At 40.1% G+C, this 26,493-nt stretch carries 20 protein-coding genes and 1 tRNA gene; 14 read left to right on the top strand and 7 right to left on the bottom strand.

The window, feature by feature from the left end; translation table 11 throughout:
* Positions 1-7 precede the first annotated feature (7 nt).
* From ilvB to atpD, 5 genes are all read right to left on the bottom strand, one after another.
* Positions 8-1,747: a biosynthetic-type acetolactate synthase large subunit gene (gene ilvB, locus FA047_RS00255; protein ID WP_136833991.1), complete on the bottom strand. Its 1,740-nt coding sequence runs from the start codon at positions 1,745-1,747 to the stop codon at positions 8-10.
* A gap of 34 nt (positions 1,748-1,781) precedes the next feature.
* Positions 1,782-3,479, bottom strand: a complete 1,698-nt coding sequence (ilvD, locus tag FA047_RS00260; protein WP_136833992.1) for a dihydroxy-acid dehydratase — start codon at positions 3,477-3,479, stop codon at positions 1,782-1,784.
* Positions 3,480-3,538: 59 nt separating this feature from the next.
* The gene (locus FA047_RS00265) at positions 3,539-4,429 is read right to left on the bottom strand and encodes a branched-chain amino acid transaminase (RefSeq protein WP_136833993.1); all 891 of its coding nucleotides are present in this window, start codon (positions 4,427-4,429) and stop codon (positions 3,539-3,541) included.
* Positions 4,430-5,217: 788 nt separating this feature from the next.
* The gene (gene atpC / locus FA047_RS00270; protein WP_136833994.1) at positions 5,218-5,460 is read right to left on the bottom strand and encodes an ATP synthase F1 subunit epsilon; all 243 of its coding nucleotides are present in this window, start codon (positions 5,458-5,460) and stop codon (positions 5,218-5,220) included.
* 100 nt (positions 5,461-5,560) lie between these two features.
* Positions 5,561-7,063, bottom strand: a complete 1,503-nt coding sequence (gene atpD / locus FA047_RS00275; RefSeq protein ID WP_136833995.1) for a F0F1 ATP synthase subunit beta — start codon at positions 7,061-7,063, stop codon at positions 5,561-5,563.
* Positions 7,064-7,389: 326 nt separating this feature from the next.
* Between atpD and FA047_RS00280 the strand changes: the two genes are divergently transcribed.
* The 5 genes from FA047_RS00280 to FA047_RS00300 all read left to right on the top strand — a co-directional run bounded on the left by FA047_RS00280 (position 7,390) and on the right by FA047_RS00300 (position 10,832).
* Complete coding sequence (locus FA047_RS00280) at positions 7,390-8,304, top strand: SDR family oxidoreductase (RefSeq protein ID WP_136833996.1); 915 nt, start codon at positions 7,390-7,392, stop codon at positions 8,302-8,304.
* Between the two features lie 288 nt (positions 8,305-8,592).
* Positions 8,593-9,057, top strand: coding sequence for a redoxin domain-containing protein (locus FA047_RS00285; protein WP_136833997.1), 465 nt, complete (start codon positions 8,593-8,595; stop codon positions 9,055-9,057).
* A 110-nt stretch (positions 9,058-9,167) separates the two neighbouring features.
* Positions 9,168-9,241, top strand: a tRNA-Arg gene (locus FA047_RS00290).
* Between the two features lie 771 nt (positions 9,242-10,012).
* Positions 10,013-10,381 carry a nuclear transport factor 2 family protein gene (locus FA047_RS00295; RefSeq protein ID WP_136833998.1) on the top strand — a complete coding sequence of 123 codons (369 nt, stop codon included), beginning with the start codon at positions 10,013-10,015 and terminating at the stop codon, positions 10,379-10,381.
* Between the two features lie 94 nt (positions 10,382-10,475).
* A complete protein-coding gene (locus FA047_RS00300; protein WP_136833999.1) occupies positions 10,476-10,832 on the top strand; it encodes a response regulator in 357 nt (118 codons plus the stop codon).
* On the opposite strand, the gene FA047_RS00305 is transcribed toward FA047_RS00300, so the two are convergent.
* Positions 10,829-12,004 carry a DUF4419 domain-containing protein gene (locus tag FA047_RS00305; protein ID WP_136834000.1) on the bottom strand — a complete coding sequence of 392 codons (1,176 nt, stop codon included), beginning with the start codon at positions 12,002-12,004 and terminating at the stop codon, positions 10,829-10,831. The two genes, FA047_RS00300 and FA047_RS00305, sit on opposite strands and share 4 nt — an antisense overlap.
* Before the next feature lie 225 nt (positions 12,005-12,229).
* Between FA047_RS00305 and FA047_RS00310 the strand changes: the two genes are divergently transcribed.
* From FA047_RS00310 to FA047_RS00350, 9 genes are all read left to right on the top strand, one after another.
* Positions 12,230-12,808: an RNA polymerase sigma factor gene (locus tag FA047_RS00310; protein ID WP_136834001.1), complete on the top strand. Its 579-nt coding sequence runs from the start codon at positions 12,230-12,232 to the stop codon at positions 12,806-12,808.
* A 143-nt stretch (positions 12,809-12,951) separates the two neighbouring features.
* A complete protein-coding gene (locus FA047_RS00315; protein WP_136834002.1) occupies positions 12,952-14,124 on the top strand; it encodes a FecR family protein in 1,173 nt (390 codons plus the stop codon).
* Between the two features lie 130 nt (positions 14,125-14,254).
* Entirely contained in the window at positions 14,255-17,749 is a 3,495-nt protein-coding gene (locus FA047_RS00320; protein ID WP_136834003.1) for a TonB-dependent receptor, read from the top strand.
* An 18-nt stretch (positions 17,750-17,767) separates the two neighbouring features.
* Positions 17,768-19,528 carry a RagB/SusD family nutrient uptake outer membrane protein gene (locus FA047_RS00325; RefSeq protein ID WP_136834004.1) on the top strand — a complete coding sequence of 587 codons (1,761 nt, stop codon included), beginning with the start codon at positions 17,768-17,770 and terminating at the stop codon, positions 19,526-19,528.
* A gap of 12 nt (positions 19,529-19,540) precedes the next feature.
* Positions 19,541-20,428, top strand: coding sequence for a metallophosphoesterase (locus FA047_RS00330; protein ID WP_136834005.1), 888 nt, complete (start codon positions 19,541-19,543; stop codon positions 20,426-20,428).
* 111 nt (positions 20,429-20,539) lie between these two features.
* Positions 20,540-21,829, top strand: a complete 1,290-nt coding sequence (locus FA047_RS00335) for an RICIN domain-containing protein (RefSeq protein ID WP_136834006.1) — start codon at positions 20,540-20,542, stop codon at positions 21,827-21,829.
* Positions 21,830-22,194: 365 nt separating this feature from the next.
* The gene (locus FA047_RS00340; protein WP_205943216.1) at positions 22,195-22,749 is read left to right on the top strand and encodes a Crp/Fnr family transcriptional regulator; all 555 of its coding nucleotides are present in this window, start codon (positions 22,195-22,197) and stop codon (positions 22,747-22,749) included.
* 58 nt (positions 22,750-22,807) lie between these two features.
* Positions 22,808-23,488: an MBL fold metallo-hydrolase gene (locus tag FA047_RS00345; protein WP_136834008.1), complete on the top strand. Its 681-nt coding sequence runs from the start codon at positions 22,808-22,810 to the stop codon at positions 23,486-23,488.
* A complete protein-coding gene (locus FA047_RS00350; protein WP_136834009.1) occupies positions 23,485-23,937 on the top strand; it encodes a nuclear transport factor 2 family protein in 453 nt (150 codons plus the stop codon). Before FA047_RS00345 ends, FA047_RS00350 begins: the two co-directional genes overlap by 4 nt.
* 150 nt (positions 23,938-24,087) lie before the next feature.
* On the opposite strand, the gene katG is transcribed toward FA047_RS00350, so the two are convergent.
* Positions 24,088-26,364: a catalase/peroxidase HPI gene (katG, locus tag FA047_RS00355; protein WP_136834010.1), complete on the bottom strand. Its 2,277-nt coding sequence runs from the start codon at positions 26,362-26,364 to the stop codon at positions 24,088-24,090.
* Positions 26,365-26,493 lie beyond the last annotated feature (129 nt).

The raw sequence follows: 26,493 nt of genomic DNA on the forward strand, positions 1-26,493 counted from the left end.
CTTCTAATTATTTAAGTCTGATTTCGCTTACACTCATACCTTGTGGTACCATTGGGAATACATTATTCTCTTTAGCCACCATTACTTCCAGAAGATATGATCCTTTGTGGTTCAGCATTTCTTCTAATGCTCCAGCAAGATCGGCACGTTCTTCTACTCTTTTTCCTGCGATGTAATAAGAATCAGCCAGTTTTACGAAATCAGGACTCGTAATGTCTACAAAAGAGTAGCGTTTTTCATTGAATAATTCCTGCCATTGACGAACCATTCCTAAGAATCTGTTGTTCAGGATCAGGATTTTAACATCTACACCAAACTGCATAATCGTACCCAATTCCTGTAAGGTCATCTGGAAACCACCATCACCTATAATGGCTACAACAGTTTTGTCTGGTGCGCCAAATTTTGCACCAATTGCTGCCGGTAATCCAAAACCCATTGTGCCCAAACCACCACTGGTGATATTGCTTCTTGTGTTATTGAACTTGGCATAACGACAAGCTACCATCTGATGCTGGCCAACGTCAGTTACAATCACCGCATCACCTTTAGTTAACTCATTCAATTGGTTAAGTACTTCACCCATGGTCATTTCACCGGTTTCCGGGTTCAATTCTTTTTGGATGACAGTTTCTTGCTCAATTTTATCAAAAGCCCTAAATTCTGCCAGCCACTCCGTATGTTGTTTCTCTTCTATCAAGGCAGTAAGCAAAGGCAAAGTCTCCTTGCAATCGCCCCAAACCGGAACGTCTGCTTTTACGTTTTTATCGATCTCAGCAGGGTCAATGTCTAGGTGAACTACCTTCGCCTGTTTGGCATATTTATCCAGGCGGCCGGTTACCCGGTCATCAAAGCGCATTCCGATAGCAATCAATACATCACATGCGTTTGTTTGTACGTTAGGACCGTAATTGCCATGCATCCCCAGCATACCTACATTTAGAGGATGGTCTGTAGGAATGGCACCGGCACCCAAAATCGTCCATGCAGAAGGTATACCGCTCTTCTCTACAAAAGCTTTAAACTCCTGTTCCGCACTACCCAATAAAACACCTTGTCCGAATAACACGAATGGTTTTTTTGCAGAGTTGATCAAAGCTGCAGCCTGCTCAATGTATTCTTTCCTTACTAATGGTTTTGGACGGTAGCTGCGGATATGCTCACATGGAGTATATCCTTCATATTCGAACATTTGTAACTGCGCATTTTTGGTGATGTCGATCAGTACAGGACCTGGTCTTCCGCTTCTTGCGATGTAAAATGCTTTTGCCAGTACTGAAGGGATTTCCGTAGCATCGGTGATCTGATAATTCCATTTGGTTACTGGAGTTGTGATGTTGATCACATCCGTTTCCTGGAAAGCATCAGTACCTAAAAGGTGCGCAAATACCTGTCCGGTAATACATACCATTGGCGTACTGTCTATTTGTGCATCAGCCAATCCTGTTACCAGGTTGGTAGCGCCTGGGCCGCTGGTAGCGAACACGACACCCACTTTACCTGACGTACGTGCATAACCTTGTCCGGCATGTGTGCCGCCTTGTTCATGACGTACCAAAATATGTTTTAACTTATCTTTATAATCGTATATCGCATCATAAATCGGCATGATGGCGCCACCTGGGTAGCCAAATATGGTATCTGTGCCTTCAGCGATTAGGCCTTCCAATAACGCTACAGATCCAGAAACCGTTACTGTTTTTTTAGGTTCTGTTAATGTCGTCGCGTCCTCTTGTGCTGTATCCATTGTTTTATTATTAGTTGTAGGGGTTTCTAGTTAATTAATCAGTGTAGGCGTCGGTAACACAGCCTTCGCTTGCATTACTTACCTGTTTAATGTATTTGTAAAGTACGCCCTTGGTGACGGGTGGTGGCAATTGTTGCCATACAGCCCTGCGTGTAGCCAATTGTTCTTCAGTCAGGTGTACATCTATGGAGTTGTTCACCGCATCAATAGTAATGACGTCGTCGTCGTGAACCAAGGCAATATTTCCTCCGTCCCAGGCCTCAGGAGTAATGTGACCTACAACAAATCCGTGCGTCCCTCCAGAGAAACGGCCGTCTGTAATTAGCGCAACTGACTTACCCAGTCCGGCACCTATGATTAATGAAGTAGGTTTTAGCATCTCGGGCATACCCGGTGCACCTTTAGGACCCACTTGTCTGATGACCACTACGTCTCCGCTTTTTACACGGCCACTTTGGATGCCGGCCATTAATGACTTCTCTCCATCAAATACACGGGCAGGGCCAACGAATTTCTCCCCTTCTTTACCACTGATCTTGGCTACCGCACCTTTTGTAGCCAGGTTTCCGTAAAGCATTTGTAAGTGACCCGTTTCTTTAATAGGACTTTCAATCGGGAAGATGATCTTTTGAGTTTCGAAGTCGAGATCAACTGCATTAGCTACGTTTTCTGCAATGGTATTGCCGGTTACAGTCAGGCAATCCCCATGGATCAATCCAACTTTCAATAAATATTTCATTACTGCCGGCACACCACCAATTTCATGAAGATCTTCCATCAGGTAAGTTCCGCTTGGCTTCAAGTCGCCAAGAACAGGAGTGCTGTCACTGATTCTTTGAAAATCTTCCAGCTTCAGGTTCAATCCGACTGATTTAGCCATTGCAATCAGGTGAAGCACTGCATTTGTGGAACCGCCCAATACCATCACGAGTACGATTGCATTGTGAAATGCTTTTTCAGTCATGATGTCTGAAGGCAATATATTTCTTTCCAACAGGATACGGATGTATTTTCCTGCCGCTATACATTCATTCTTTTTCTCTTCGCTTATTGCAGGGTAAGAAGAACTGTAAGGCAAGCTCATACCCAGTGCTTCAATAGCTGAAGCCATTGTGTTTGCAGTATACATACCGCCACATGCTCCTGCACCAGGACAAGTATGTTTAATGATACCCTGGAAATCCTCTTCATTTAAATTTCCTGCAAGCTTTTGTCCTAATGCTTCAAAAGCGGAAACAATATTCAACGACTGACCTTTATATTTTCCTGAATGGATGCTGCCGCCGTACACCATAATAGAAGGACGGTTCAGACGACCCATTGCCATAATAGACCCGGGCATGTTCTTATCACAACCAGGAATGGTGATCAGGCCATCATAGTATTGTCCGCCACAGATCGTCTCAATAGAATCTGCGATCACATCTCTTGATACCAGGGAATAACGCATTCCTTCTGTTCCGTTAGACATTCCGTCGCTCACTCCGATAGTACCGAAAGTCAACCCCACCATATCGTTTTTCCAGACACCTTCTTTTACAATTTGAGCAAGATCATTTAAATGCATGTTGCAGGTATTCCCATCGTATCCCATGCTTGCAATACCGACCTGAGCCTTGTCCATGTCTTCTTTGGTCAGGCCAATTCCGTAAAGCATAGCCTGAGCAGCCGGCTGAGTAGGGTCTTGTGTGAAAGTTTTACTGTATCTGTTGATTTCTGGTGTTTGTGACATATTAGGTCTGTTTCTTATTTTGTATTAGGTATGTTTCGTTTTATCTTAATGTTCATTACTTAAATGATCACTTCGTAATTCTGTTTTTCAAGCACTAAGCATTTATAAGTGCGCTGTATAGTAGCACCTGCACTTTCAGTCCATTTCATTGGGAAAGTGTATTCGTCGACCGAAGCTATTCCCGCGATCTCTGTTGCTGTGCCACAGAAAAACGCACTATCTGCATGTTTTAGATCTTTTACTGTCAAATGCTTTTCAACGATTTCAATGTCAAGTATATGGCACAATTCAATTACTGTTGCACGGGTGATGCCCGGTAAGATATTTCCAAGAGGAGGGGTGTACAATCTTCCGTTTTTCTCAACGAAGATATTTGCTCCAGGTGCCTCAGCTATATTACCATACATGTCCAGTAACAATGCTTCATCAAACCCTTTTTTCTTTGCTGCGGTAGTAGCTAATATGGAATTGACATAATTTCCGCTAGCCTTAGCTTCAATGGGAATGGACTTAGGATTTGGGCGTTCAAACTCTGATACACAAACCTTTAATAATTTGTGGCCAAGATAGGCGTCCCATTCCCATGCACAGATCATGATAGATGCCTCTTTAGCTGCGCTCAAAGACATGGCTGGCGGACAAAATATCAACGGCCGAATGTACGCATCTTTTAAATTGTTCATTTCCAGTAGTCTGTAACTTTGTTTGATCAGCTTATTGATGTCCCAGGTAAAAGGGATGTGAACTAATTCTGCCGAGCGTTTCAACCTTTCAAAATGTTCTCTCGCTTTAAAGATCCGTGTACCATTATGTGTACTGTAGGCCCTGATGCCTTCAAATACTGCATAACCATAATGAAGCGACTGACCATATAAATCGGTGGTCGCCTCAGCAGCTTTTTCAAACCTGCCGTTTAAGTAAAGTATGGTATTTGAGTTGAAGTATTGCATTTTGGGTCTCGGTATGTTTTATTTTTGGTTGTTTCATTAAAAAAGCGCCACTTTCGGGTGGCGCTTGATTATTTTATGTATTAAATATTCATTTACAGCGCCTTTTCCTTCTGAATAATCAGGAGAAGAATTACATTAATAATGACAGTAATTAAGACGTTGATTGAAAGTTTCATTTTGTTTTTATTTAGTGTTGCTTTCTAGAATCCAATTTAGGTGTTGCTCTTTAGACTATCAATAGAAGAAGAAAAATAATTGAAAAAAAATATAATTCTTCCTTTTTTGTATTTTTAAGTATTTAATTTCTTTTTTAATATGTAAATCATATCTTACCATGGATGCTGCTATACCAAATATGAAATCGGTATTCGGTATAGGTGTTATGCAAGCATTGTAAATTCTTTAATTTTCTGCTTAAAATCTGTAAAGTGATGTAAAAAGTTGATGAAAATCACTTATTTAACTCTTCTGATTTCTTTTATTTATCCCGCTTTTCTACACTTGTAATCTCGACTTCTCTATCTTGATTTTTATGCTCTACTTAAGGCGTTCGTCATCCTGAATTTTTCAGTAGTATTCATTGATTTTAGTCTTCAAGAATGCTACGCATTTTATTTCAGGATCCCACACTTGCAAAGCGGACTTTCTATTCCCCCGTTCTGCAACGGGGCAGGCTAAGATCCTGAAATAAATTTGCTTCGCAGCTTCTTCGAGGTCAGGATGATGTGATGCATAAAAAAAGCCCTTTGAAATTTTCAAAGGGCTTTACAATATTATATGATTAAATATTATGCAACCCCTTCGGCTAAGACAATAATTTTGTTTTTTAAAACCTCAACGACACCACCTTTAATAATAAAGGTATTATCGCCAGTTTTACTTTTAATAATTACTGGTCCGTCTTCTAAAGTTGAAATAATAGGGGCATGGTCTTTCAAAATCTGGAAAGAACCCATGGTACCCGGTACAGTAACTGCTGTTACTTCACCTTCAAAAACTTTCTTATCTGGGGTTAATATTTCTAAGGTCATTTAATTTTAGAATTACGATTTACGATTTACGATTCGGATTTCAGATTGACGATTTAAATTCGGATATCCGTCTCGTAAATCGTAAATCTAAAATCGTAAATTAATTAGCTTCAGCTAATAGTTTTTTACCTTTTTCTATAGCTTCTTCAATGCTTCCTACTAAGTTAAATGCAGCCTCAGGATATTCATCAACTTCACCATCCATGATCATGTTAAATCCTTTGATCGTGTCTTTAATGTCAACCAATACTCCTTTTAAGCCTGTAAACTGCTCAGCTACGTGGAAAGGCTGAGATAAGAAACGCTGAACACGACGTGCGCGCGAAACAATCAGTTTATCTTCTTCAGACAATTCATCCATACCTAAAATGGCGATGATATCCTGAAGTTCTTTATAACGCTGCAAAGTTTCTTTTACACGTTGAGCAGTATCATAATGCTCATCACCCAAAATTGAGCGGGATAAAATCCTTGAAGTAGAATCCAATGGATCCACTGCAGGGTAGATACCTAACTCAGCGATTTTACGTGACAATACAGTAGTTGCATCTAAGTGGGCAAATGTAGTCGCCGGAGCCGGGTCAGTTAAATCATCCGCAGGTACGTAAACCGCCTGAACAGATGTAATTGAACCACGTTTTGTTGAAGTGATACGCTCCTGCATCAGACCCATCTCAGTAGCAAGTGTTGGCTGGTAACCTACCGCCGAAGGCATACGACCCAATAGAGCCGATACCTCAGAACCTGCCTGAGTGAAACGGAAGATGTTGTCAACGAAGAAAAGGATATCTTTTCCAGCGCCTTCGCCATCACCATCACGGAAATATTCAGCAACCGTAAGTCCTGATAATGCTACACGAGCACGTGCACCAGGAGGCTCGTTCATCTGACCAAATACCAATGTTGCTTTAGATTCTTTTAATTTTTCAGTGTCAACAGTTTTTAAATCCCATCCACCTTTTTCCATTGAATGAAGGAATTCTTCACCATAGTTGATTACACCAGATTCGATAAACTCACGTAAAAGGTCATTACCTTCACGGGTACGCTCACCAACACCAGCGAATACAGATAAACCAGCATATGCTTTCGCAATGTTGTTTACCAACTCCATGATCAATACTGTTTTACCAACACCCGCACCACCGAACAAACCGATCTTACCACCTTTTGCATAAGGCTCTAGTAAGTCAATTACTTTGATACCTGTAAAAAGTACTTCAGTTTCAGTAGAAAGCTCATCAAATCTTGGAGGAGCATTATGGATTGGACGACCACCTGTTTTATCAACAGTGTTGATACCATCAATAGCTTCACCAACAACATTGAATAAGCGACCTTTAATCTGATCACCAACTGGCATTTGAATAGGAGCACCAGTATCAAATGCTTTCATTCCGCGAACCAAACCGTCAGTTGAGTCCATCGCAATTGCACGAACGCGGTCTTCACCAAGATGTTGTTGAACTTCTAAAACGACTTTCTGTCCGTTTTCTTTTGTAATCTCTAATGCAGAGAAAATTTGAGGTAAATGAGCATCGTCAGCAAAACTCACGTCAACTACCGGTCCTATAATCTGCGCTATTTTTCCAATGTTAGGCATATATTGTTTTGGGTAAAATTATAAATATCAATTTGTTAAAGGCTGTTTTAAGAGCCCACAATTCGGTTTGCAAAGTTAAAATTTTTAAACAAGAATTGTATATATAAATAAAAAGTTTTTCCACAGTTTTTTAATCGGTAATTTAGCACTTGTATCTAATGCCATAACATATTGCATTTTAGCGGTTAAAAGGCGATTTATAAAGGGTACAGTATGTTAAAAAGACAAAATAAATTTTAATGAAACCATCAAGATTTTTCAAAACACGCAATGGGGATGAATAAATCTGATAGCTTTATCACAATTAAAAGGCAACTTATATATAGATGAAAACCATATTAGTAACAGGAAGTAATGGTCTTTTAGGCCAGAAGATCACAGAAAGACTGCTGGATACGAAGCAATTTAAACTGGTTGCGACAGCCAAGGGTGCCAACAGATTTCCGGTTAAGGAAGGATATATTTATGCGGAGATGGATATTCTTGATCCTGAAAATGTAAAGCAGGTGGTGGAAAAATACCAGCCTGATGCCATTATTCATACTGCAGCCATGACCAATGTAGATACCTGTGAAGATCAGCAGGAATTAGCCCATGCATTAAATGTTGGGGCAGTTCAGACATTAATTAATATAGCAGAGATACATAATATACAATTGGTTCATTTATCTACTGATTTCATATTTGATGGTGCAAATGGGCCTTATGATGAACTTGCAGCACCAAATCCTCTGAGTTATTATGGTAAAACAAAGCTCGAAGCAGAGGAAGTACTTAAAAATTCCAGTTGTAAGTGGGCCATTCTCCGTACTATTATAGTATATGGAATTGTAAGCGACATGAGCCGGAGCAATATCGTGCTTTGGGCAAAAGGTGCCTTAGAAAAAGGCTCACCAATTAATGTAGTAAATGACCAGTGGCGCATGCCCACACTTGCAGAGGATCTGGCCGATTGCTGCCTGCTTGCCATTCAAAAAGATGCGCATGGTGTATATAATGCCTCAGGTAAAGACATGATGAGTATTTCAGAGTTGGTAGGTAAAGTAGCTGACTACTGGCACCTGGATAAAGGCCTGATTAATGAGATCAGTGCAGAGACCTTAAACCAAACTGCTAAAAGACCGGTAAGAACGGGTTTTATATTAGATAAAACCATAAATGAACTTGGTTACAATCCCCATAGCTTTGAGGAGGGATTGGCTATCCTGGATCATCAATTAAAGCAGCATTCTCAAAAGTAACTGACAGCGCCGATATTGGTAGTCAGCAATGCCACACTGACCGTATTTCTTTGGCACTGCTACCCCACGTTTTTTTTAAGAAAAGGTGGGGTAGAGGTGGCCTAGGGGTGGGGTAGACCTACGGTTAATATAACGAGGGGCCGAGGCTAAGTCTACAACTGAAATGTGAAGTTTTTTGATAGGTGTTTAACTATTAATTCGCTAATATAATATGATTTTTGCAAGAAATTAAACATGCATTTTGTTTAAGTTTGGAATTAAAATAATCTTACAAAAAAAGAATTAAATATGGCATTACAAATTGGTGATCAGGCCCCAGATTTTACACTGTTCAGTTCAGAGTTGAAAGAAGTATCACTTTCAGACTATAAAGGCAGAAAATTAGTAGTACACTTTTTCCCTATGGCATTTACCGGCGTTTGTACCGCTCAGTTATGTACAATGAGAGATAGCTTTGGCTATTATGAAGGAATGAATGCTGATGTGGTAGGTATTTCTGTAGATTCTCCATTCACTCTGGCGAAATTCAAAGAAGACCAGGCCTATCAGTTTCCATTATTTTCAGATTTTAACAAAGAAACATCAAAAGCATATGGCGCATTTTATGAAGATTTTGTGTTCAATTTAAAAGGAGTATCAAAAAGAGCTGCTTTTGTGATCGATGAAGAAGGAAAAATTATTCATGCAGAAATATTGGAAGATGCAGGTAACATGCCTGATTTTGATGCGATTAAGAAGTCAATAGAGGCATAATGGAGCTTTTGTAAAAGTAATGCCTGGAATAATTTGATAAAAATATTGTTATTTTGAATTTCAAGCATTACTTTTGCAATCCGTTAACGAAACGGGAACATAATAAAAATGCATTTGTAGCTCAATTGGATAGAGCATCTCACTACGGATGAGAAGGTTTGGGGTTCGAATCCCTACAAGTGCACTTGAAGGGATGATTTTAAAATCATCCCTTTTTTTGTTTGTAATCATGACTTTTAATTATCTCATTTTCAAATAATTAATCGATAGTCTAATCATCATGGTAGGTGTTCGATAAATGCCATTTTAAAAGTAAAGGTTCGAGTCGAACATCAAATCAATGAATTCTCGTTTTTCTAAGGTGTCAAATTTCGTGAATCACGATCTTATCCTATATTGTTAGGTCATAATAAGCAGTAAAACTACTCAGTTTTATAAGTATGTAAATACAAGAAATCTGCGACAAATTATAAGCAACTTATATGCTTTATAAAATATTTTTGATACTTTAGGATAACAAATAACGATGCTAGACCTATATTTAAGATGCTCTATAAAAACAAACACAATAGATAACGCACTATGAAAACACCACGATTTCTATTCTTTTCATTGATAATTATTCCGATTGTTGGCTGTAATGTTAATTTAAGACAGACTAATAAGTCGAAAAAAGTTACACTTACAACCACTAGTGTAAATTCGGACTCCATTTTGTATACAGCTATTACAACAGACAAGGACCCAGAGGTTAGGAAAATTGCAATTAGCAAAATGTCCTTTGAGCTAAGTCTCACTGAAATTGCCAAAACAGACAAAGACCCAGAGGTAAGAAAATTAGCGTCTGAAAGACTAAGTCAATTGGATTAGAAATTTCATAGCCACTTACGTCCCGTTTATCTGGTAGACAAGCGCGGAAGGCATCTTAGCAAAATAAACGTTATAAAAAGCAACTATGGAGCGCGAAATCTTAAAGTTAGAAGAACAAATTGTTGCTGCTATCTTAAGCAGCGATGTTGAAGTATTAGATCAGTTGCTTCACGATCAGCTGGTATTTGTCAACCACCTCGGCATGGCGCTTTCCAAAGAGCAGGATCTGACCCCACACATTACCGGGGATTTAAAAATTGCCGGTTTAGTGGCCTCAGACCATCAGTTGCAAGTGTTCGGAGATACCTGCGTGGTCGTGGTCACCAAGGATATCAAAGGAAGTTATCTGAACCAGCCATTTGAGAACAAGCTAAAATTCACCAGGATCTGGAAGTTATTTAACGGGAATTGGAAAGTCATAGCAGCAAGCAGTGTGCCGCTGCATGTAGCTTAAAAACTTGTTAGAAGTTACCTACTAGAGATAAAAGTGATTTTAACTGAAAAACCGTATTCTTCTTCATACATTTACTGATAATAAATTGGTGGTTATGAAGAAAAAAGTTGTTCTTATTCAGGATGATGAAGATATCCTGAATATTATGGATGAGGTTTTGAAGGAAGAAGGTTTTGATGTCACTGGGTCTCTGACAATTGATCCTATCGAAAAAATTGATGAGATTGAACCCGATGTGGTTATTGTAGATGATCACATCAAGGGAAAAAAGAAAGGATCTGCCGTCATTAAAGAATTAAAATCTGATCCTGAAACGCAGGACGTATCGGCCGTTCTGACCTCTACATCTGCCGACTTGCCTGAAAAGGCCAAAGCATGTAAAGCTGATGACTATATTGAAAAACCATTTGATATCGACCACCTGATAGAAGTGGTTAAGAAAAACGCTTAATTTCTATTAATGGCCCAGCCAATTTCAGGCTTTATATTAAACGATTTTTGATCTTGTTTAACACCCATAAAGCCAGCCCAAAGTTCCATGTTGAAAGACTTCACTACATTTCCTTTCGTGTCTGCAACTTCCACAATAAAAGGTACATTAGTCAATTCTTTAGGTAAGCTATTTAGGCTTGTAATCTCTTTGAACTCCGACCTTCTTAAATATAGAGTCCTGTTTTTAGAAGATGCGGCTACGTCAAAAAAATCCTGAATCTCTGCAGGCCCCCCCTTACTGGCAGTTACTTTATTATTCACTGGTGGAGTGCTGCTTTGCAGATAGGGGTAAAATTTTAGCAGCCAGCCATCGATGCCATCATATGAGCCATAGATTCCAAGCTTATGGTATTTGACCATATTCATCCAGAATTGCTTATCAAGCTTTCCTTTCTTTGTATCGATGATCTTCTGAATAACAGGCTTCAATTCCGATGTCCACCATTGCAGGTCATACTTAGCCAGATAGTCCAGACGCTTGAGGATTTTTTCCCAATCCTTAACACTACCTTCCACCGTTACTTCAGAAATCCCGCACCCCATAAAGACAACTTTGTAATTGAAAAATTCCTTCATTGACTCCATGAGCGTAATTTGACTTGCTATCCGTACAGTTGGCGTTGTCGTGGTAAAATCGGCTGATAAGTTATCTGCCAGTTCTTTCCCTGTAAATCCTGCGATTTGCTCCGCAAATTCAGGAAACAATGTTTCCCATGGGAAATCAGTCATATTATCCAGTTTACTCAGGTCCCGCTTCACAGTTAAAGTCTTTTTTCCTTCAAAACTGACCAATTGCGATCTGACTTTTTCAGGGTCAGCATTCACATGATTGGCAAATCCCTGGCAAATCAATAACCAGGCAATATCCGGACTGATGGTCAGGGGATAATGGCTTTGATAGGCTCTCAAATAACCGGTAATGACTGGATGTGTACCGAGATCTACCAAATCATCATTAACGGACAACTTGATGAAATTCTTGTCAATATTGCGAAACAAGCCATCAGGACTGACCGTCGGTAACAATTTCTCGGGTTTAGTTAATGTTTCGATTTGATAAGTTTCCGATTGAGCCTGTACTTTACCCGATGCGAAGAAAAGGAAAAGCATTATACTGTAGTACCTGTTCATGGAGAATATGTGATTAAGCGTTAATGATGTTTAAATATAAGAATATTTATATCTTTAATTCCATCAGCAAATGATAATCCACACGCTATCCTCCTTATTTGAACCTAATTTATAATAGAGTATCTAAACGAAATCGCTGATATAGTAACGTATACTTAATGTTGACTATAGCCAAATATTAACTATAATTGCGAATATTTGTAAATTAAATAAGCAGAGCATCAGATGGCAGACTATGGTGAATACAGTGATTCTGAACTGGTTGGATTATTTCGGTCAGGGGACGATGCTGCATTTAAAGAGATCTATATCAGGTATGACAAGCTTCTTTTTCTGTACGCTTTTAATAAACTACGTAATGAGGATGAGGCCAAAGATGTAGTTCAGGATATCTTTCTCTGGTTATTGAAGAACAAGCAGTCGCTAGTGCTGAAAACTACGCTCTCAGGTTATTTGTACAAATCAACCTTGAACAAAATCTTTGATATATTCCGGCACAGGGACATCGTACAGAAATATGTAGATGCCGGTGAGTATTATATCGAGGTTGATAATGAAGATACAGATTATTTAATTCGGGAGAAAGACATTGCGCGTCTCATTGATCAGGAGATTTCAGCTATGCCCCCAAGAATGAAGGAGATTTATGAGTTGAAGCGTAAACACTATCTAAGTACAAAGCAAATAGCCGTTCAACTTGATATTTCTGAAAATACGGTTTCCAATCAACTTAAAAAAGCTTCCAGGCTTCTGAAAACCAGACTTGGACTTGTTGTTTATGTGTTGTACATCATGAATACTTAGTTTTTCTGTTAATTATTCTCTTTGATTATCAGTTTGTTAGATTTTTTTCTGGAGTTCTTACGACATTTTTTTTAACAGCAATAGCCAATTTGTATTTCACAAACGCCTTTACATATATATATCGGGAAAATAACGATACGGATATGAAAAGTGAAAACATCAAAACGGTTCTGAATAAGATCAGTTCGGGAAAGTTCAATTCCCAGGAGGAAAAGATCGCCAAGTACTGGATTCAGCAGTTGAATCAAAAAAAAGAATCCGGATATTCAGACGAAGGCCTCGAACGCGTGAGTCAGGAAATGTGGTCAGTAATCGAGAAAGAAAAACAGAATCAAACAGGAAGAATTTTAAGACTACGACTCCGTATTGCGGTCGCTGCGGCAGTTGCCGCCATTATTTTTGGCGCCGGAATGTTTTATTTTTCCCATGATGCAAAAAAGAACAACGTTAAGGACAGTTATGTCAATGATATTAATCCGGGAAGAATTGGTGCAACATTAACCCTGGCCGATGGTAAAAAGATCATCTTATCTGATGCCACAAATGGTGAGCTCGCAAAAGAGGCAGGAGTCAGTATTACAAAAACTGCGGATGGTCAGATTGTTTATAGCATCACCAATTCAGAGGGAGTTGAAAGCGGAAAAACCAATAGCCTTTCTACAGCAGCGGGCGAAACTTATATTTTAACCTTACCGGATAAAACGAAGGTTTGGCTGAATGCCGCTTCGTCAATTAAGTATCCGGCAAATTTTGCCGCACTGAAGGAACGTAGGATACAATTGACGGGTGAGGCCTATTTTGAAGTAGCCAAACTTCTCTCTTCCCCTGAAAAAACAGGTAGTAAAAAAATCCCCTTTATTGTAGAAACCATTGGACAGAAGGTAGAAGTACTCGGTACACATTTCAATATCAGCAGTTATTCTGATGAGGAAACAAAAACTACGTTATTGGAAGGTAGTGTGAGGGTACTGGCATCGGGAGCAGATGCGAAGGATTTAAATGATGTAGTCCTGAAACCAAAACAACAAGCCATACTAACAGGCAAGGCATTGCAAATCAAAGCTGTAGAACCGAATGATGTAATTGCATGGAAAAATGGAAAGTTTGTTTTCGAGCGTGAGCCGATTGCAAAAGTAATGCAAACAATTTCCAGGTGGTATAATGTAAAAATTGTTTACCCAGGCGAAATTCCTGACATGACTTTTACAGGATCCATTAGTCGCAATGATGACATTTCATCTATACTAAATAAAATAGAATTTACGGAAGCCATTCACTTTAAGATCGAAGAAAGGAGGATTATTGTTATGCAATAGAAATATACCCGTGGCATCCGGATAAATAAAAAACGGGAGTACTTCGAACTACCCCCGCTTATAAAAATATCTGGCTGCATAATTATCCTTGGCAGAATCAATTAAACAATAAACCAAACACGTAAAATTAATGAAAATTAATATCTTTTTTTGGAAATGGCATATAAAAAGCAGCATTCCACAATTTCTACGCATTATGAAAATCACCACACTCATAATTATTGTCTCTTTAGTCCAGGTTAGTGCTTTAACTAAAGCACAGATTACGCTCAATGAAAATAAGGCATCATTGCGTACCATTATCAAATCAATAACCAAACAAACCGGTTACGACTTTATCTATAATGACAAAGATCTGGATAGTACCAGACCGATAAATATTAAGGTTAAGGATGTAGGTCTAGAAAACGCTTTGCGACTGGTATTCCAGGGTCAATCATTGTCATATATAATTACTGAAAACACAGTGGTGGTCAGGCCCAAAGCAGACAGGAATTTAAAAGGTTCTGTGATGAAAGACCCGGTATTAGGTTTCGTTAACTTGATAGTTTTAAAAGGTACCGTTACAGACATCAAAGGCATGGGGCTCCCGGGAGCATCTGTGGCAATAAAAGGAACCGCACAAAAGAGCATCACCGATAATGATGGAAATTTTTCATTCAACAATGCTCCGGAAGAAGGTAAATTGATGGTCACATCAGTTGGTTTCCAACCCAAGGAAGTTGCTTATACCGGAGGGGCTTCGCTAAAAATCGCTCTGGAAGAGGCTACTAACGAGCTAAATCAAGTTGTTGTTGTCGGGTATGGCACACAGAAAAAAACGAATCTTACTGGTGCCGTTGAAGTGGTTGATGGTAAAAAGCTCCAAAACAGACCAACCAACAATGTCACCCAAGCGCTACAGGGGACGGTTTCTGGTGTAAATTTCAGTTATGGAAACGGCGGATTTGAACCCGGCGCCAGTCCAAACATGCAGATAAGGGGTCAGGGAGCACCATATGTAATTATAGATGGTACAGCCGGTGATATCAATACCATCGACCCCAATGACATAGATAATATATCTGTATTAAAAGATGCCGCAGCATCTGCTATTTATGGTGCAAGAGCCCCTTATGGCGTATTGATCATCACCACTAAGTCCGGGAAGCAAAATCAAAAAATCCAGGTAGAGGCTTCAGCTAATTCCAGTATAACGTCAATCATCCGCAAACCCCGAATGATTGATTCCTATACTTTTGTAAGGGCTATGAATGAATTTCATGACAACCAGGGCGTAGCCAGACTGTTTTCAGAGGAAACTATTGACAGGATCCTTGCCAGACAAAGTAATCCCGGTCTGCCCGAAACTGTTCCCGATCCGGCAAATCCGACAAAATGGGCTACCTACCTCTTATCTAATGGAAATAACGACTGGATTGACATTCATTTTGGCAATGGCCGCCGTGACCAGGAAAATATTTCTATAAAGGGCGGTGGTAAGGATGCAGCCTATTTTATTTCAGCAGGCCACGCTTATGAAAAAGGTATTTTTAAAATGGCCCGTGACAACTATAACCGGATTAACCTCAACTCAAAGGTGGACTTAAACCTGAACGACTGGTGGAAATTATCTTCCAATACCCGTATTGTTGAAGAAACCAGGATCAATCCGGTTTACAACGGCGAAGGCGATTATGGCATGGTAATCCACCATATATTCCGTACCCATCCCAACCAGTATCTCAAATCCCCTAACGGCCAGTACTCGGCATTGTCAAGAATACCGTTAATGCAGACTGGAAATGAAACAACAACAAGGCGTGAGCTTTTACAAAGGCTTGCAACAGAGATCACTCCACTGAAAGGATTATCCATTAACGCTGATTATTCGGTTACGCTTCCATTTACTCAATTCGTAGGAGAGAATCTTACGGCTTACGAAGATCAGGTTGACGGCATCCTTACTCCAATTGCCTCCACAGTTCCATCTTACATCACGAAATCTAAATCCAATACCACCTATAAGTCCCTGAATATATTTTCCTCCTACAAATTTGATCTGGCACAGAACCATCATTTTGCGTTGTTAGGGGGGTATCAACAGGAATCTAATCGATATGACTTACTCGGCGGACTTAAACGCGAGCTGATCACTCCGGAAGTACCTTCAATCTCGACAGCGACCGGAGAGATGCAAATTTATGATAACCTTACTCACTGGGCTACCAAAGGCTATTTCATGAGGTTTAATTATAACTACCTGGATAAATATTTACTTGAAGTAAATACAAGGTACGATGGCACATCCAGATTTGCTGAATATCACCGTTGGGGTTGGTTTCCTTCGTTTTCTTTTGGATGGAATGTAGTGAATGAACCATTCTGGGGGAAAATCTCAAAACATATCAATACACTGAAATTAAGGGGTTCGTGGGGTAGTTTAGGTAATCAAAACGTAGCTTCTTACCAGGATTTAGCCTTATTGGGCGTACAAACCAATCTGAGCTGGATCTTGAACTCTAACCGCCCGGCATATACTACCGCACCTAATCTGATCAACCAGGAACTGACATGGGAGTCTTCCAAAACCATTGATGCGGGAATTGATATGGGGATTTTCAACAACAGACTGCAGCTGAGTTTTGATTATTATCAGCGCTTAACTTTCAACCGCCTGGGACCTGCACAAGCCCTTCCGGCAGTTCTGGGATCTGCTGTACCCCAGGAAAACAACTCGGAATTACGTACACGGGGCTGGGATGCATCACTGACCTGGAAAGATAAGATCGGTAATGATTTCAATTACAGCATTACAGGAATGCTTTTCGACTATAAAAGTGTAGTCACTAAATACAGGAACACTACCGGTATACTAACTACTGATTATACAGGAAAGACCGTGGGCGAAATCTGGGGCTATGAGACTGTTGGCTTAATACAAACACAGGATAGAGCCGATTTTATCAATTCAAGCAAAATGCAAAATTTCATCAATGCCCAGGTATGGCGTACCGGCGATGTGGAATATAAAGACTTAAACAATGATGGCATAATTGACAATGGCAAAAATACAGTGAACGAACACGGCGACCGTAAGGTAATCGGTAATTCTACACCCCGCTACCAGTTTGGCCTCAATCTAACTGCAAACTATAAAAGCCTGGATGTATCACTTTTTGTTCAGGGTACAGCGAAACGTGATCTGTGGATTAGCGGCAATGTATTCTGGGGTTTCAACAACTGGAATCAGACCTCATTATTCCCACATCACCTGAATTACTATCGCGACGCCGAAGTGGGCACCTACTCTGGCCTGGGACCAAATACAAATGCGTATTTCCCGCGACCATATAGTCAGGCTGCACTATACAACAAAAATCAGCAGGTACAAACCCGCTATCTGCAGAGTGCAGCGTACCTGCGATTAAAAAACCTTCAGATCGGTTACACCCTGCCCAAAACGGCAACCAGTAAAATAGGGCTAAACAGAGCAAGGTTGTATTTTTCAGGTGAAAATATCTGGACATGGAGCAAGGTTCCTGTGGGCTTTGACCCGGAAACAGCTAATGTCGGAGAACTTGGCAATGGCAAAACCATATTCTCACAAGCCATCTGGGCGCTTGGCTTAAACATCACGTTTTAATCATAACTAAAACAGAAAATGAAAAGAAATATATGCTTGCAGGCAGGCCTGCTATTGATAATCTTGCTTAGTTCATGTAAAAAAGATTATCTGGAAAGAGAACCTTTAACTCAGATATCTAATGATGCTTATTGGAAAACCGCGAGTGACCTGGAGAAATACGCACTTCAGTTTTATGCTAGTTTTCCGGCATTTGGTAACGTTGGCAGCTATACCGGCCTTATTGGGTGGGACGGCACGCGTGGTTCTGATACCCAGATCATAAGTGTACCAAGCACTACCTGGAACGGATCTCGCTCTATTGTGACATCGGGAGGGAACTGGAGCTGGACGAATATTCAAAGTGTGAATGTATTTTTTGCGAACTACCGCAGGTGTATCGAACCCTTGAATACCTATAAACATTATGTAGGGGAAGCGCACTTTTTTAAAGCATGGTATTATTTTGAGAAAGTTGTCGCATATGGAGATGTACCATGGTTTAGCAATCCCCTGAATATTGAATCTGATGAACTCTATAAACCCCGTGATTCAAGGACTGTGGTGGTGGATTCGATCTTATGGAACCTGGATAAAGCCATTGAATACTTAAATCCCTTGAAAGCGGCAGTTGGCGGCAACAACCGGTTGAGTAAGGAAGCTGCCCTATTGTTCAAATCACGTGTTGCACTGTTCGAAGGTTCATGGCAAAAATACCATAAGGGAACAGATTTTGGCACAGCAGGCGTTGATCCGAATAAATATTTCAGGACTTCGGTAGATGCTGCTGAAGAATTGATGAAAGCGCAATACACCAATGGCATTTACACTACTGGTTCTCCGAATGAGGACTACTGTAGATTATTTTCATTGACAGACCAGTCTGCTAACAGGGAAGTCCTGCTTTGGAAAAAATATGACATTGGTTTACAGATGGGTCATTCATTTCAGATTTATGTCTCTGACCGTACCGCAGGAAATATGCTTACACTCCAGCAGGTGCAGCATTATCTGGATAAAACCGGTGCCCCTTATGATTTCTTAAATACAGGCAAAACAGTTAAAGGCAGTAAGTTTTTAACCAAAATTGGCCAGGAATGTGATCCACGGCTTGCACAGACCATCTGGACACCAAATGCCATCATGTGGGACAATGGATTTGGAAAAGGAACATTTAGCAAACCTTTCCTCGATCAGTCAGGCGAATTTCTAAACAATACCGGTTTCCAGATCAGAAAAGGTAATGATCCTAAAGATCCACAGGCAGGAAGTGGCGTTTCGTGGAATACCAACAGCACAACTGGCGCTATAGTTTTTCGTTATGCAGAGGCATTATTGAACTACGCTGAAGCCAAATCAGAATTAGGTGAAGCTGTCGATTACGGCAAATCACTAAATCTGTTACGTAACCGTGTAAACATGCCGAACTTCTCCGTACAACCTGACCCGTTTCGAAGTACTTATGCTGATTACGGTTACGCGATATCAAATGAACTACAGGAGATTCGCCGGGAACGAACTGTAGAATTGGGTGCTGAAGGTTTTCGTTATACAGACTTAATGAGGTGGCGGGCCCATAACCTTTTATTAAATAAAAGACCGAAAGGCTATCCATATGATGCTGCTGAATGGGTAGGTAAAAAAATAAACTATAAAACTGATGGTAATGGTTTCCTTGATCCCTACCAAACCCAATTGCCAAATGGATATGGTTTTAAAGTCAACCGCGATTATTTGGAAAGCATCCCAACCAATGAAATTACACTCAATCCAAAGCTGGCTCCAAATCCAGGCTGGTAAAATAGAAAAAACATGAACAAAATAACTTATTTCCTTACAGTAATAGCTGTAGCAGGAAGTCTCATGACCAAAGCCCAGCAATCGAAACCTATTCTGCGTGTTGGTCTTATAGCGGATATTCAGTACGCTGATATAGAATCAAGGGGTACGCGTTATTATAGAAACTCATTGAGCAAATTGAGAAATTGCGTTGATGAGCTGAATAAGCAAAAAGTCCAATTTTCACTTAACCTGGGCGATATAATAGATAGAAACCCAAAGGATCTGGATTCAGTATTGCCGATTTTAAAAAGGCTGAAGAAACCAATCTATACGACCACAGGAAACCATGATTATCATGGCGTCACAGAAAATGAGTTTTTATATAAAAAGCTTGGAATGCCGGCGGAATATTATTCATTTACAAAAAAGGGCTGGCTATTTATCATGATGAATACCAATGAAGTCGCTTCATATGCCAACATAACTGGAACGTGGAAAGAGCAAGAGCTCAGAAAAATGGTAGACAGTATTAAAGTAGCCAAAGGAGTCAATGCGGAGGAATATAATGGGGGAGTCAGCAGCCGACAGTTGATTTGGGTCGACAGCTTATTGGCGAAGGCTCAAAGCGAGGGTACAAATGTATTTATCTTTTCGCATCATCCGCTGGATTTTTCAAGGGGATTTACAGCTTTAAATAGTGCGAATATCCTTCAGGTTATATCCAAATATAATTGCGTTAAGGCACTTTTTGCGGGGCACCACCATAGCGGCGACTTTGGTTACCATTCCACGATTCCATGTATCACGCTGGAGGGAATGGTCGAAACATCAGATCAGAATGCATATGGTATTCTCGAGATTTACCCTAATGGCTTCGAGGTTAAAGGAGTTGGCCGTACGAAGTCTCATAAATTCTAATTTTTTTAATCATCCATATTTATAAATCATGCACATGTTGTCCCTTTATTCGGAAGCTAACTTGAATGCCGGCTATCAGTCAGCAGCGTGCAACCTATTAACAAATTAATTATGAAAAATGTAGTATCAATTCAGCAAAAGCCAGTTATTCTTCAAATGTTGATGTTATTGGCTATGGCCCTTTTTAGCTGTTCAAAAGCGACACCTTTTAACCAGGAGGGGAATTCAAAACGACATCCATCCGAACTGAGCACAGTGCAAAACTTAAATCTTGGTGCCGGACAAATTGTAGCTGCTCACCGAGCAAATGAACTTCTAAAAGTTGATGAGATCATCAATGCAGGAATAAAAAGTCTGGAGGTCGATATTTTTGTTGGTCTGAAGAACGGCCAGCCAACGCTATTGGTGGGCCATGAAGCGGCAACCGCAACAGGGCAAACGCTGGCACAATATTTCCAGAACCTCAACCAAAAAATGCCCAATTTTGAACATTTGTGGTTGGATTGTAAGGACTTAAACGGTAGTGCAAACGAGCAGTTGTTTCTAACTACGCTGAACAGTATGGATGCCCTGTATGGCATAAAAAACCGTGTGCTCGTAGAAAGCAAGTACATTCCCTACCTTGTGAGTTTTAAGCAGCAGGGCTGGACCGTTAGTTATTACAGCAATTGGGAAGATGTTTACGGTAAAACCGAAGCACAACAACAGACCGCAATGACGGAAATGTTCAATAAACTGACTACATATGGAATTGACGGAATTAGCTATGATGCCAGTGTCAATACACCTATGAAGAACTTCTTCGCTACCAAAACTGTAGGTGGAAATAGTGTTCAAATGTATGCTTGGGCGCTGTCAAGATATTACCTCGAAGCAGATCTGGCGACGAAATTAGCCCAGTACAGTAATTTATCAGTTCTTTTAATCACATTTAAATTTAATTATCCTGCTACACTGATAAATGGTGCAAAATACAAAATTGTAGCTGCAGTTAACCTCAATAGTGTGGTTGATGTAAACAGCTCCAGCCCTGTGAACGGGACCGCTGTTACACTTTGGTCGAACAATTACCCGACAAGTAATAACCAGGTGTGGTTATTAAGATCATTGGGAAATGGCGATTATGCATTCAAAAGTGTAGCAGATACGACTAAAGCACTCAGTGTTACCGGTGGATCTTCATCAAACTCTACACCAATTGAGGTTTACAATTTTAGTAATTCCACTGCACAAAAATGGAAAATTAACCATTTAGGTGAGGGGTATTACAACATGACGCCAGCCTGTGCGCCAGGTAAAAATCTGGATGTCAATGGTGGTAGTACTACCAATGGTACCATGATAGATATCTATACAGCACACCAATATAACGCACAAAAATTCAGACTTGTGAAACAGTAAATAACATCAGGGGAAGCGACCGCTTCCCCTGATTGTCTTATTATTTCGGTCACGCATTATAGAATTGCAACTGAAATGCAATAGCTATACAATTCCTATATAACCATTGGAAAAGCTATGGCCCTACCAACCCTTGACTAACCCCTATGAAGGGGTTGTGAAGTGCTCTAGTAGATATGAAAACATGCCGAACGGATGATGGAAAGAAAGCGGAAGAGTCAGTTAGGTTGTAAATTCAACCGTATGGATGCATTGCAAGCTTTTTTTATCTTTACATTATTAAAAATTAATGAAGAAACATTTTAAATTGATTCGTTTAGTCAATGAAAATTATGAATGAACAACTTAAGAGTTATTTGTCAAAAATGAATTTTCTTTCAGAAGATGAGATTAATTACTCAATTGGCTTTTTTGAGCATAAAAAAATAAAAAATGGAGATTTCTTCATCAGAGAAAATAGAGTTTGTAATCAAGTTGGCTTTATCATAAATGGAGGTACGAAAGCGTTCTCTACAAATTTTGATGGAATTGAAAATGTTACCTGTTTCAAATTTGAAAACCAATTCATTACTTCTTATACTGATCTAATTTCCAGGCGGTCCTCTAAAAAAAGTATCCAGGCAATTGAAGACAGTACTATTTTGAGTATCAGCTATAAAGATCTAACCCATCTTCTTTCTAAGATCTCTTCATGGGCACGCATAGCCCAATTGTTGGTCGAACAGGACTATGCTGAAAAAGAAAGTTATTTACTTAATTATAATAGCAAATCTGCCAAAGAAAAATATTTATTTGTTTTGGCCAGTTCTTCTTACCTGATAAAAAGAGTAAAGACACAAGATCTTTCCTCATATTTAGGCATTACACAAAGAACGTTGTCGAGGATAAAAAAAGAAATCATTACCGATAGTTCTTTTTAGGACAAATGTCCTTTATATTCTTTTTGATAGAATTTAATTTTGTATCAAATAGAATATAATGGCACAACAGATTGCAAAAGAAGTATATCATATTTCTCTAATGCCGAGAAATAGCATTAATTGTTATATCATTGAAGGCGTTTTAGTGGACTCTGGGATCAGGAGTTCATACAAAAAAATAACTCAATCGCTCAGTAAAATCCCAATTCATCTACATGTTTTAACACATGCACACCCCGATCATCAGGGCTGTAGTGATAAGATCTGTAATGAATTTAAAATTCCACTCTTTTGTCATAGTGATGAAGTAATAAGGTCAGAAACAGGGTTAGTAACAAAAGACTATCCTTCTCACAAAAATATAATTGCAAAATTTCAACAAAAATACTGGGCAGGAAAAGGCCACAAAGTGGACAAAACGATTAAAGAGAATGATATGATTGGGAATTTTCGAATAATAGAAACCCCTGGGCATTCATCCGGACACCTATCTTTTTTTAGAGAAAAGGATGGCATTCTCATCATCGGAGATGTTGCTACAAATATGAATCTGTTAACGACCCGGCAAGGTTTACATTTGCCTCCAAATATATTTACAACTAACCAAATTGAAAATATAAAATCATTAAGGAAATTATCTAAGTTACGTCCAAAAATTATTTGTTTTGGACATGGCCCTGTTATGGTAAATAAAAATAGGGAATTCGAAATTTTCGTTGACAATTTAACTGCCGTATGAAAAATAGCACATCAATCTTCCTGATTATTTTGATTACAACTTTTAAACTTCAGGCCCAAACAGCTCAAGACACAATTGATATCAACCGCGTTGCCTTGGCATATATTGAATCGCAGCATAATCCAAATCCAAAATTGATGGAGGATGTCTTACATCCTCGATTAGTGAAAAGGTCTGTCTTTAAGAATAAGACTACAAAAAAGGATTATGTTTCTGAATTTTTTACAGAAAACATGATTATTCTGGCAGAGAGCTACAATATAAAAGGTGATAAGTTTCCCAAAAATCCGAGAAAGGATGTTAAACTACTTGATATTTCAACAAAAATTGCATCGGTCAAATTAATTGCTGATACGTGGATAGATTATATGCACATCGTAAAAACTAATGGAAAATGGAAAGTAATAAATATCCTTTGGCAGTATAACGACATAAATGAGCATCAATAGGTCGAAATCTTCGATTTAACAAAAAGCTGTAAAATCCTAATACATTAAGCTTTAGGACTTCAGGATGATTGACATTGCATAAAAAAAGGAGAGACCTCTTGAAATATAACAAGAGATCTCTCCTACAGCCATTATAAAAACGGCAATTATCTAGTTAGACAAATCAAATCTGTCTGCATTCATTACTTTATTCCAGACTGCAACAAAGTCATTCACAAATTTGTCCTGGGCATCGGCACTTCCATAAACTTCAGCAATTGCCCTCAGCTCTGAGTTAGAGCCGAACACAAGATCGGCACGTGTGGCTGTCCATTTTACAGCACCTGTGTTCCGGTCAGTACCTTCATATAGCTCCTTGTCATCAGATACTGCTTTCCAGGCGGTACTCATGTCAAGCAGATTTACGAAGAAATCATTAGTCAGCTGTCCGGCACGTGAAGTGAAAACTCCGTGCTTAGAACCGTCAAAATTTGTATCTAAAACACGCATTCCGCCCAGCAAAACAGTCAACTCAGGTGCAGTAAGGTTCAGAAGATGAGCTTTGTCGATCAGCAATTCCTCTGTAGATACAGGGATTTTTGATTTACGGTAATTACGGAAACCATCAGCAATAGGTTCCAGATAACCTACAGACTCCACGTCAGTTTGTTCCTGCGACGCATCTGTACGTCCCGGAGTAAAAGGAACAGTCGTTGATTTTCCTGCATCCTGGGCGGCTTTTTCAATACCTGTGCAACCGGCCAGTACAATCAAATCTGCTATAGAAACTTTTTTGCCATCAGACTGCAAGGCGTTAAAATCTTTCTGAATGCTTTCCAGAATATCCAGCACCTTTTGCAATTGTGTGGAGTTATTTACCTGCCAGTACCTTTGAGGAGCAAGACGGATACGGGCACCATTGGCGCCTCCGCGTTTGTCTGAGCCACGGAAAGTAGCGGCTGAAGCCCATGCGGTAGAAACCAGTTCTGATACTGTGAGTCCTGATGACAATACTTTTGACTTTAAAGCAGTGATGTCGCTCTCATCTATAAGTTTATGGTCGACAGCAGGGATGGGGTCTTGCCAGATCAATTCTTCCGAGGGCACATCGGCACCTAAATAGCGGGCACGCGGACCCATATCACGGTGTGTCAATTTAAACCAAGCTCGTGCAAAGGCATCAGCAAAGGCATCCGGGTTTTCCAGAAAACGTCTGGAGATCTTTTCATAAGCAGGGTCAAACCTTAACGAAAGATCGGTGGTCAGCATGGTCGGCAAATGTTTTTTTGAACTGTCAAACGCATCAGGAATGATGTCTCCTGCATTTTTTGCTACCCACTGGTGTGCTCCGGCCGGACTTTTAGAAAGCTGCCATTCAAAGCCAAATAGGTTTTCGAAGAAGTTGTTGCTCCATTGCGTTGGTGTTTTCGTCCAGATTACTTCCAGTCCGCTGGTGATCGTGTCTGCACCTTTACCAGAACCATAACTATTTTTCCAGCCAAAGCCCTGCATTTCCAGATCGACAGCTTCAGGTTCTTTCCCTACATGATCTGAAGAGGCGGCACCATGTGTCTTACCAAAACTGTGTCCGCCTGCGATAAGCGCCACTGTTTCTTCGTCGTCCATTGCCATACGGCCAAAGGTATCGCGGATGTCCTTAGCAGCAGCAATAGGATCAGGATTACCGTCCGGGCCTTCCGGATTTACATAGATCAGTCCCATTTGAACTGCGGCAAGAGGTTTTTCTAATTTACGGGAGTGCATGTCGCCATCTGCATCATCATCAGACACCAATACCGCATGTTTCGCTACACCTTCTGAACCATGCGCGTAACGCAGGTCGCCTCCCAGCCATTTGGTTTCCGAGCCCCAGTATACAGATTCATCTGCTTCCCATACATCTGCACGTCCGCCGGCGAAGCCAAATGTTTTAAAGCCCATGGATTCAAGCGCTATATTTCCCGTAAGGATCATAAGATCTGCCCATGAAATCTTGCGGCCATATTTTTGTTTGATTGGCCAAAGTAGCCTGCGTGCTTTATCCAGGCTGACGTTATCGGGCCAACTGTTCAGCGGAGCGAAACGTTGCAGTCCGGCACCGGCACCGCCACGCCCATCACCTACGCGGTAAGTGCCTGCACTATGCCAGGCCATGCGGATAAACAAAGGACCATAATGCCCGAAATCTGCCGGCCACCAGTCCTGTGAGTCGGTCATTAGCGCATGCAGGTCCTTTTTTACTGCTTCCAGGTCCAGGCTTTTAAAAGCTTCAGTATAATCGAAATCTTCTCCCATAGGATTCGATAATGAGGAGTGCTGACGCAGGATACCTAGTTTTAACTGGTTTGGCCACCAGTCGCCATTTCTGGTACCGCCACCACCGGTATTGTGTTTCATACTGCCGTTGTGAAAAGGGCATTTACTGATATCGTTTGATTCTTTTTCCATATTATAAATACATAAGGTTAAACTTGGCTGCTAGTGCTGTACTAACTTTTATAAATTTATGGTATTTGGATAACTAATCACAATCACTTAATTCTATGTTTCGATAATTATAATCTATTTAGTTATTCG

Source organism: Pedobacter frigoris (genome assembly GCF_005116445.1).
GTDB lineage: Bacteria > Bacteroidota > Bacteroidia > Sphingobacteriales > Sphingobacteriaceae > Pedobacter > Pedobacter frigoris.

What these genes read in the sequence shown, in the direction of transcription:
- ilvB (WP_136833991.1), bottom strand. Translation starts at nt 1,747, where the DNA reads ATGGATACAGCACAAGAGGACGCGACGACATTAACAGAACCTAAAAAA.
- ilvD (WP_136833992.1), bottom strand. Translation starts at nt 3,479, where the DNA reads ATGTCACAAACACCAGAAATCAACAGATACAGTAAAACTTTCACACAA.
- FA047_RS00265 (WP_136833993.1), bottom strand. Translation starts at nt 4,429, where the DNA reads ATGCAATACTTCAACTCAAATACCATACTTTACTTAAACGGCAGGTTT.
- atpC (WP_136833994.1), bottom strand. Translation starts at nt 5,460, where the DNA reads ATGACCTTAGAAATATTAACCCCAGATAAGAAAGTTTTTGAAGGTGAA.
- atpD (WP_136833995.1), bottom strand. Translation starts at nt 7,063, where the DNA reads ATGCCTAACATTGGAAAAATAGCGCAGATTATAGGACCGGTAGTTGAC.
- FA047_RS00280 (WP_136833996.1), top strand. Translation starts at nt 7,390, where the DNA reads ATGAAAACCATATTAGTAACAGGAAGTAATGGTCTTTTAGGCCAGAAG.
- FA047_RS00285 (WP_136833997.1), top strand. Translation starts at nt 8,593, where the DNA reads ATGGCATTACAAATTGGTGATCAGGCCCCAGATTTTACACTGTTCAGT.
- FA047_RS00295 (WP_136833998.1), top strand. Translation starts at nt 10,013, where the DNA reads ATGGAGCGCGAAATCTTAAAGTTAGAAGAACAAATTGTTGCTGCTATC.
- FA047_RS00300 (WP_136833999.1), top strand. Translation starts at nt 10,476, where the DNA reads ATGAAGAAAAAAGTTGTTCTTATTCAGGATGATGAAGATATCCTGAAT.
- FA047_RS00305 (WP_136834000.1), bottom strand. Translation starts at nt 12,004, where the DNA reads ATGAACAGGTACTACAGTATAATGCTTTTCCTTTTCTTCGCATCGGGT.
- FA047_RS00310 (WP_136834001.1), top strand. Translation starts at nt 12,230, where the DNA reads ATGGCAGACTATGGTGAATACAGTGATTCTGAACTGGTTGGATTATTT.
- FA047_RS00315 (WP_136834002.1), top strand. Translation starts at nt 12,952, where the DNA reads ATGAAAAGTGAAAACATCAAAACGGTTCTGAATAAGATCAGTTCGGGA.
- FA047_RS00320 (WP_136834003.1), top strand. Translation starts at nt 14,255, where the DNA reads ATGAAAATTAATATCTTTTTTTGGAAATGGCATATAAAAAGCAGCATT.
- FA047_RS00325 (WP_136834004.1), top strand. Translation starts at nt 17,768, where the DNA reads ATGAAAAGAAATATATGCTTGCAGGCAGGCCTGCTATTGATAATCTTG.
- FA047_RS00330 (WP_136834005.1), top strand. Translation starts at nt 19,541, where the DNA reads ATGAACAAAATAACTTATTTCCTTACAGTAATAGCTGTAGCAGGAAGT.
- FA047_RS00335 (WP_136834006.1), top strand. Translation starts at nt 20,540, where the DNA reads ATGAAAAATGTAGTATCAATTCAGCAAAAGCCAGTTATTCTTCAAATG.
- FA047_RS00340 (WP_205943216.1), top strand. Translation starts at nt 22,195, where the DNA reads ATGAATTTTCTTTCAGAAGATGAGATTAATTACTCAATTGGCTTTTTT.
- FA047_RS00345 (WP_136834008.1), top strand. Translation starts at nt 22,808, where the DNA reads ATGGCACAACAGATTGCAAAAGAAGTATATCATATTTCTCTAATGCCG.
- FA047_RS00350 (WP_136834009.1), top strand. Translation starts at nt 23,485, where the DNA reads ATGAAAAATAGCACATCAATCTTCCTGATTATTTTGATTACAACTTTT.
- katG (WP_136834010.1), bottom strand. Translation starts at nt 26,364, where the DNA reads ATGGAAAAAGAATCAAACGATATCAGTAAATGCCCTTTTCACAACGGC.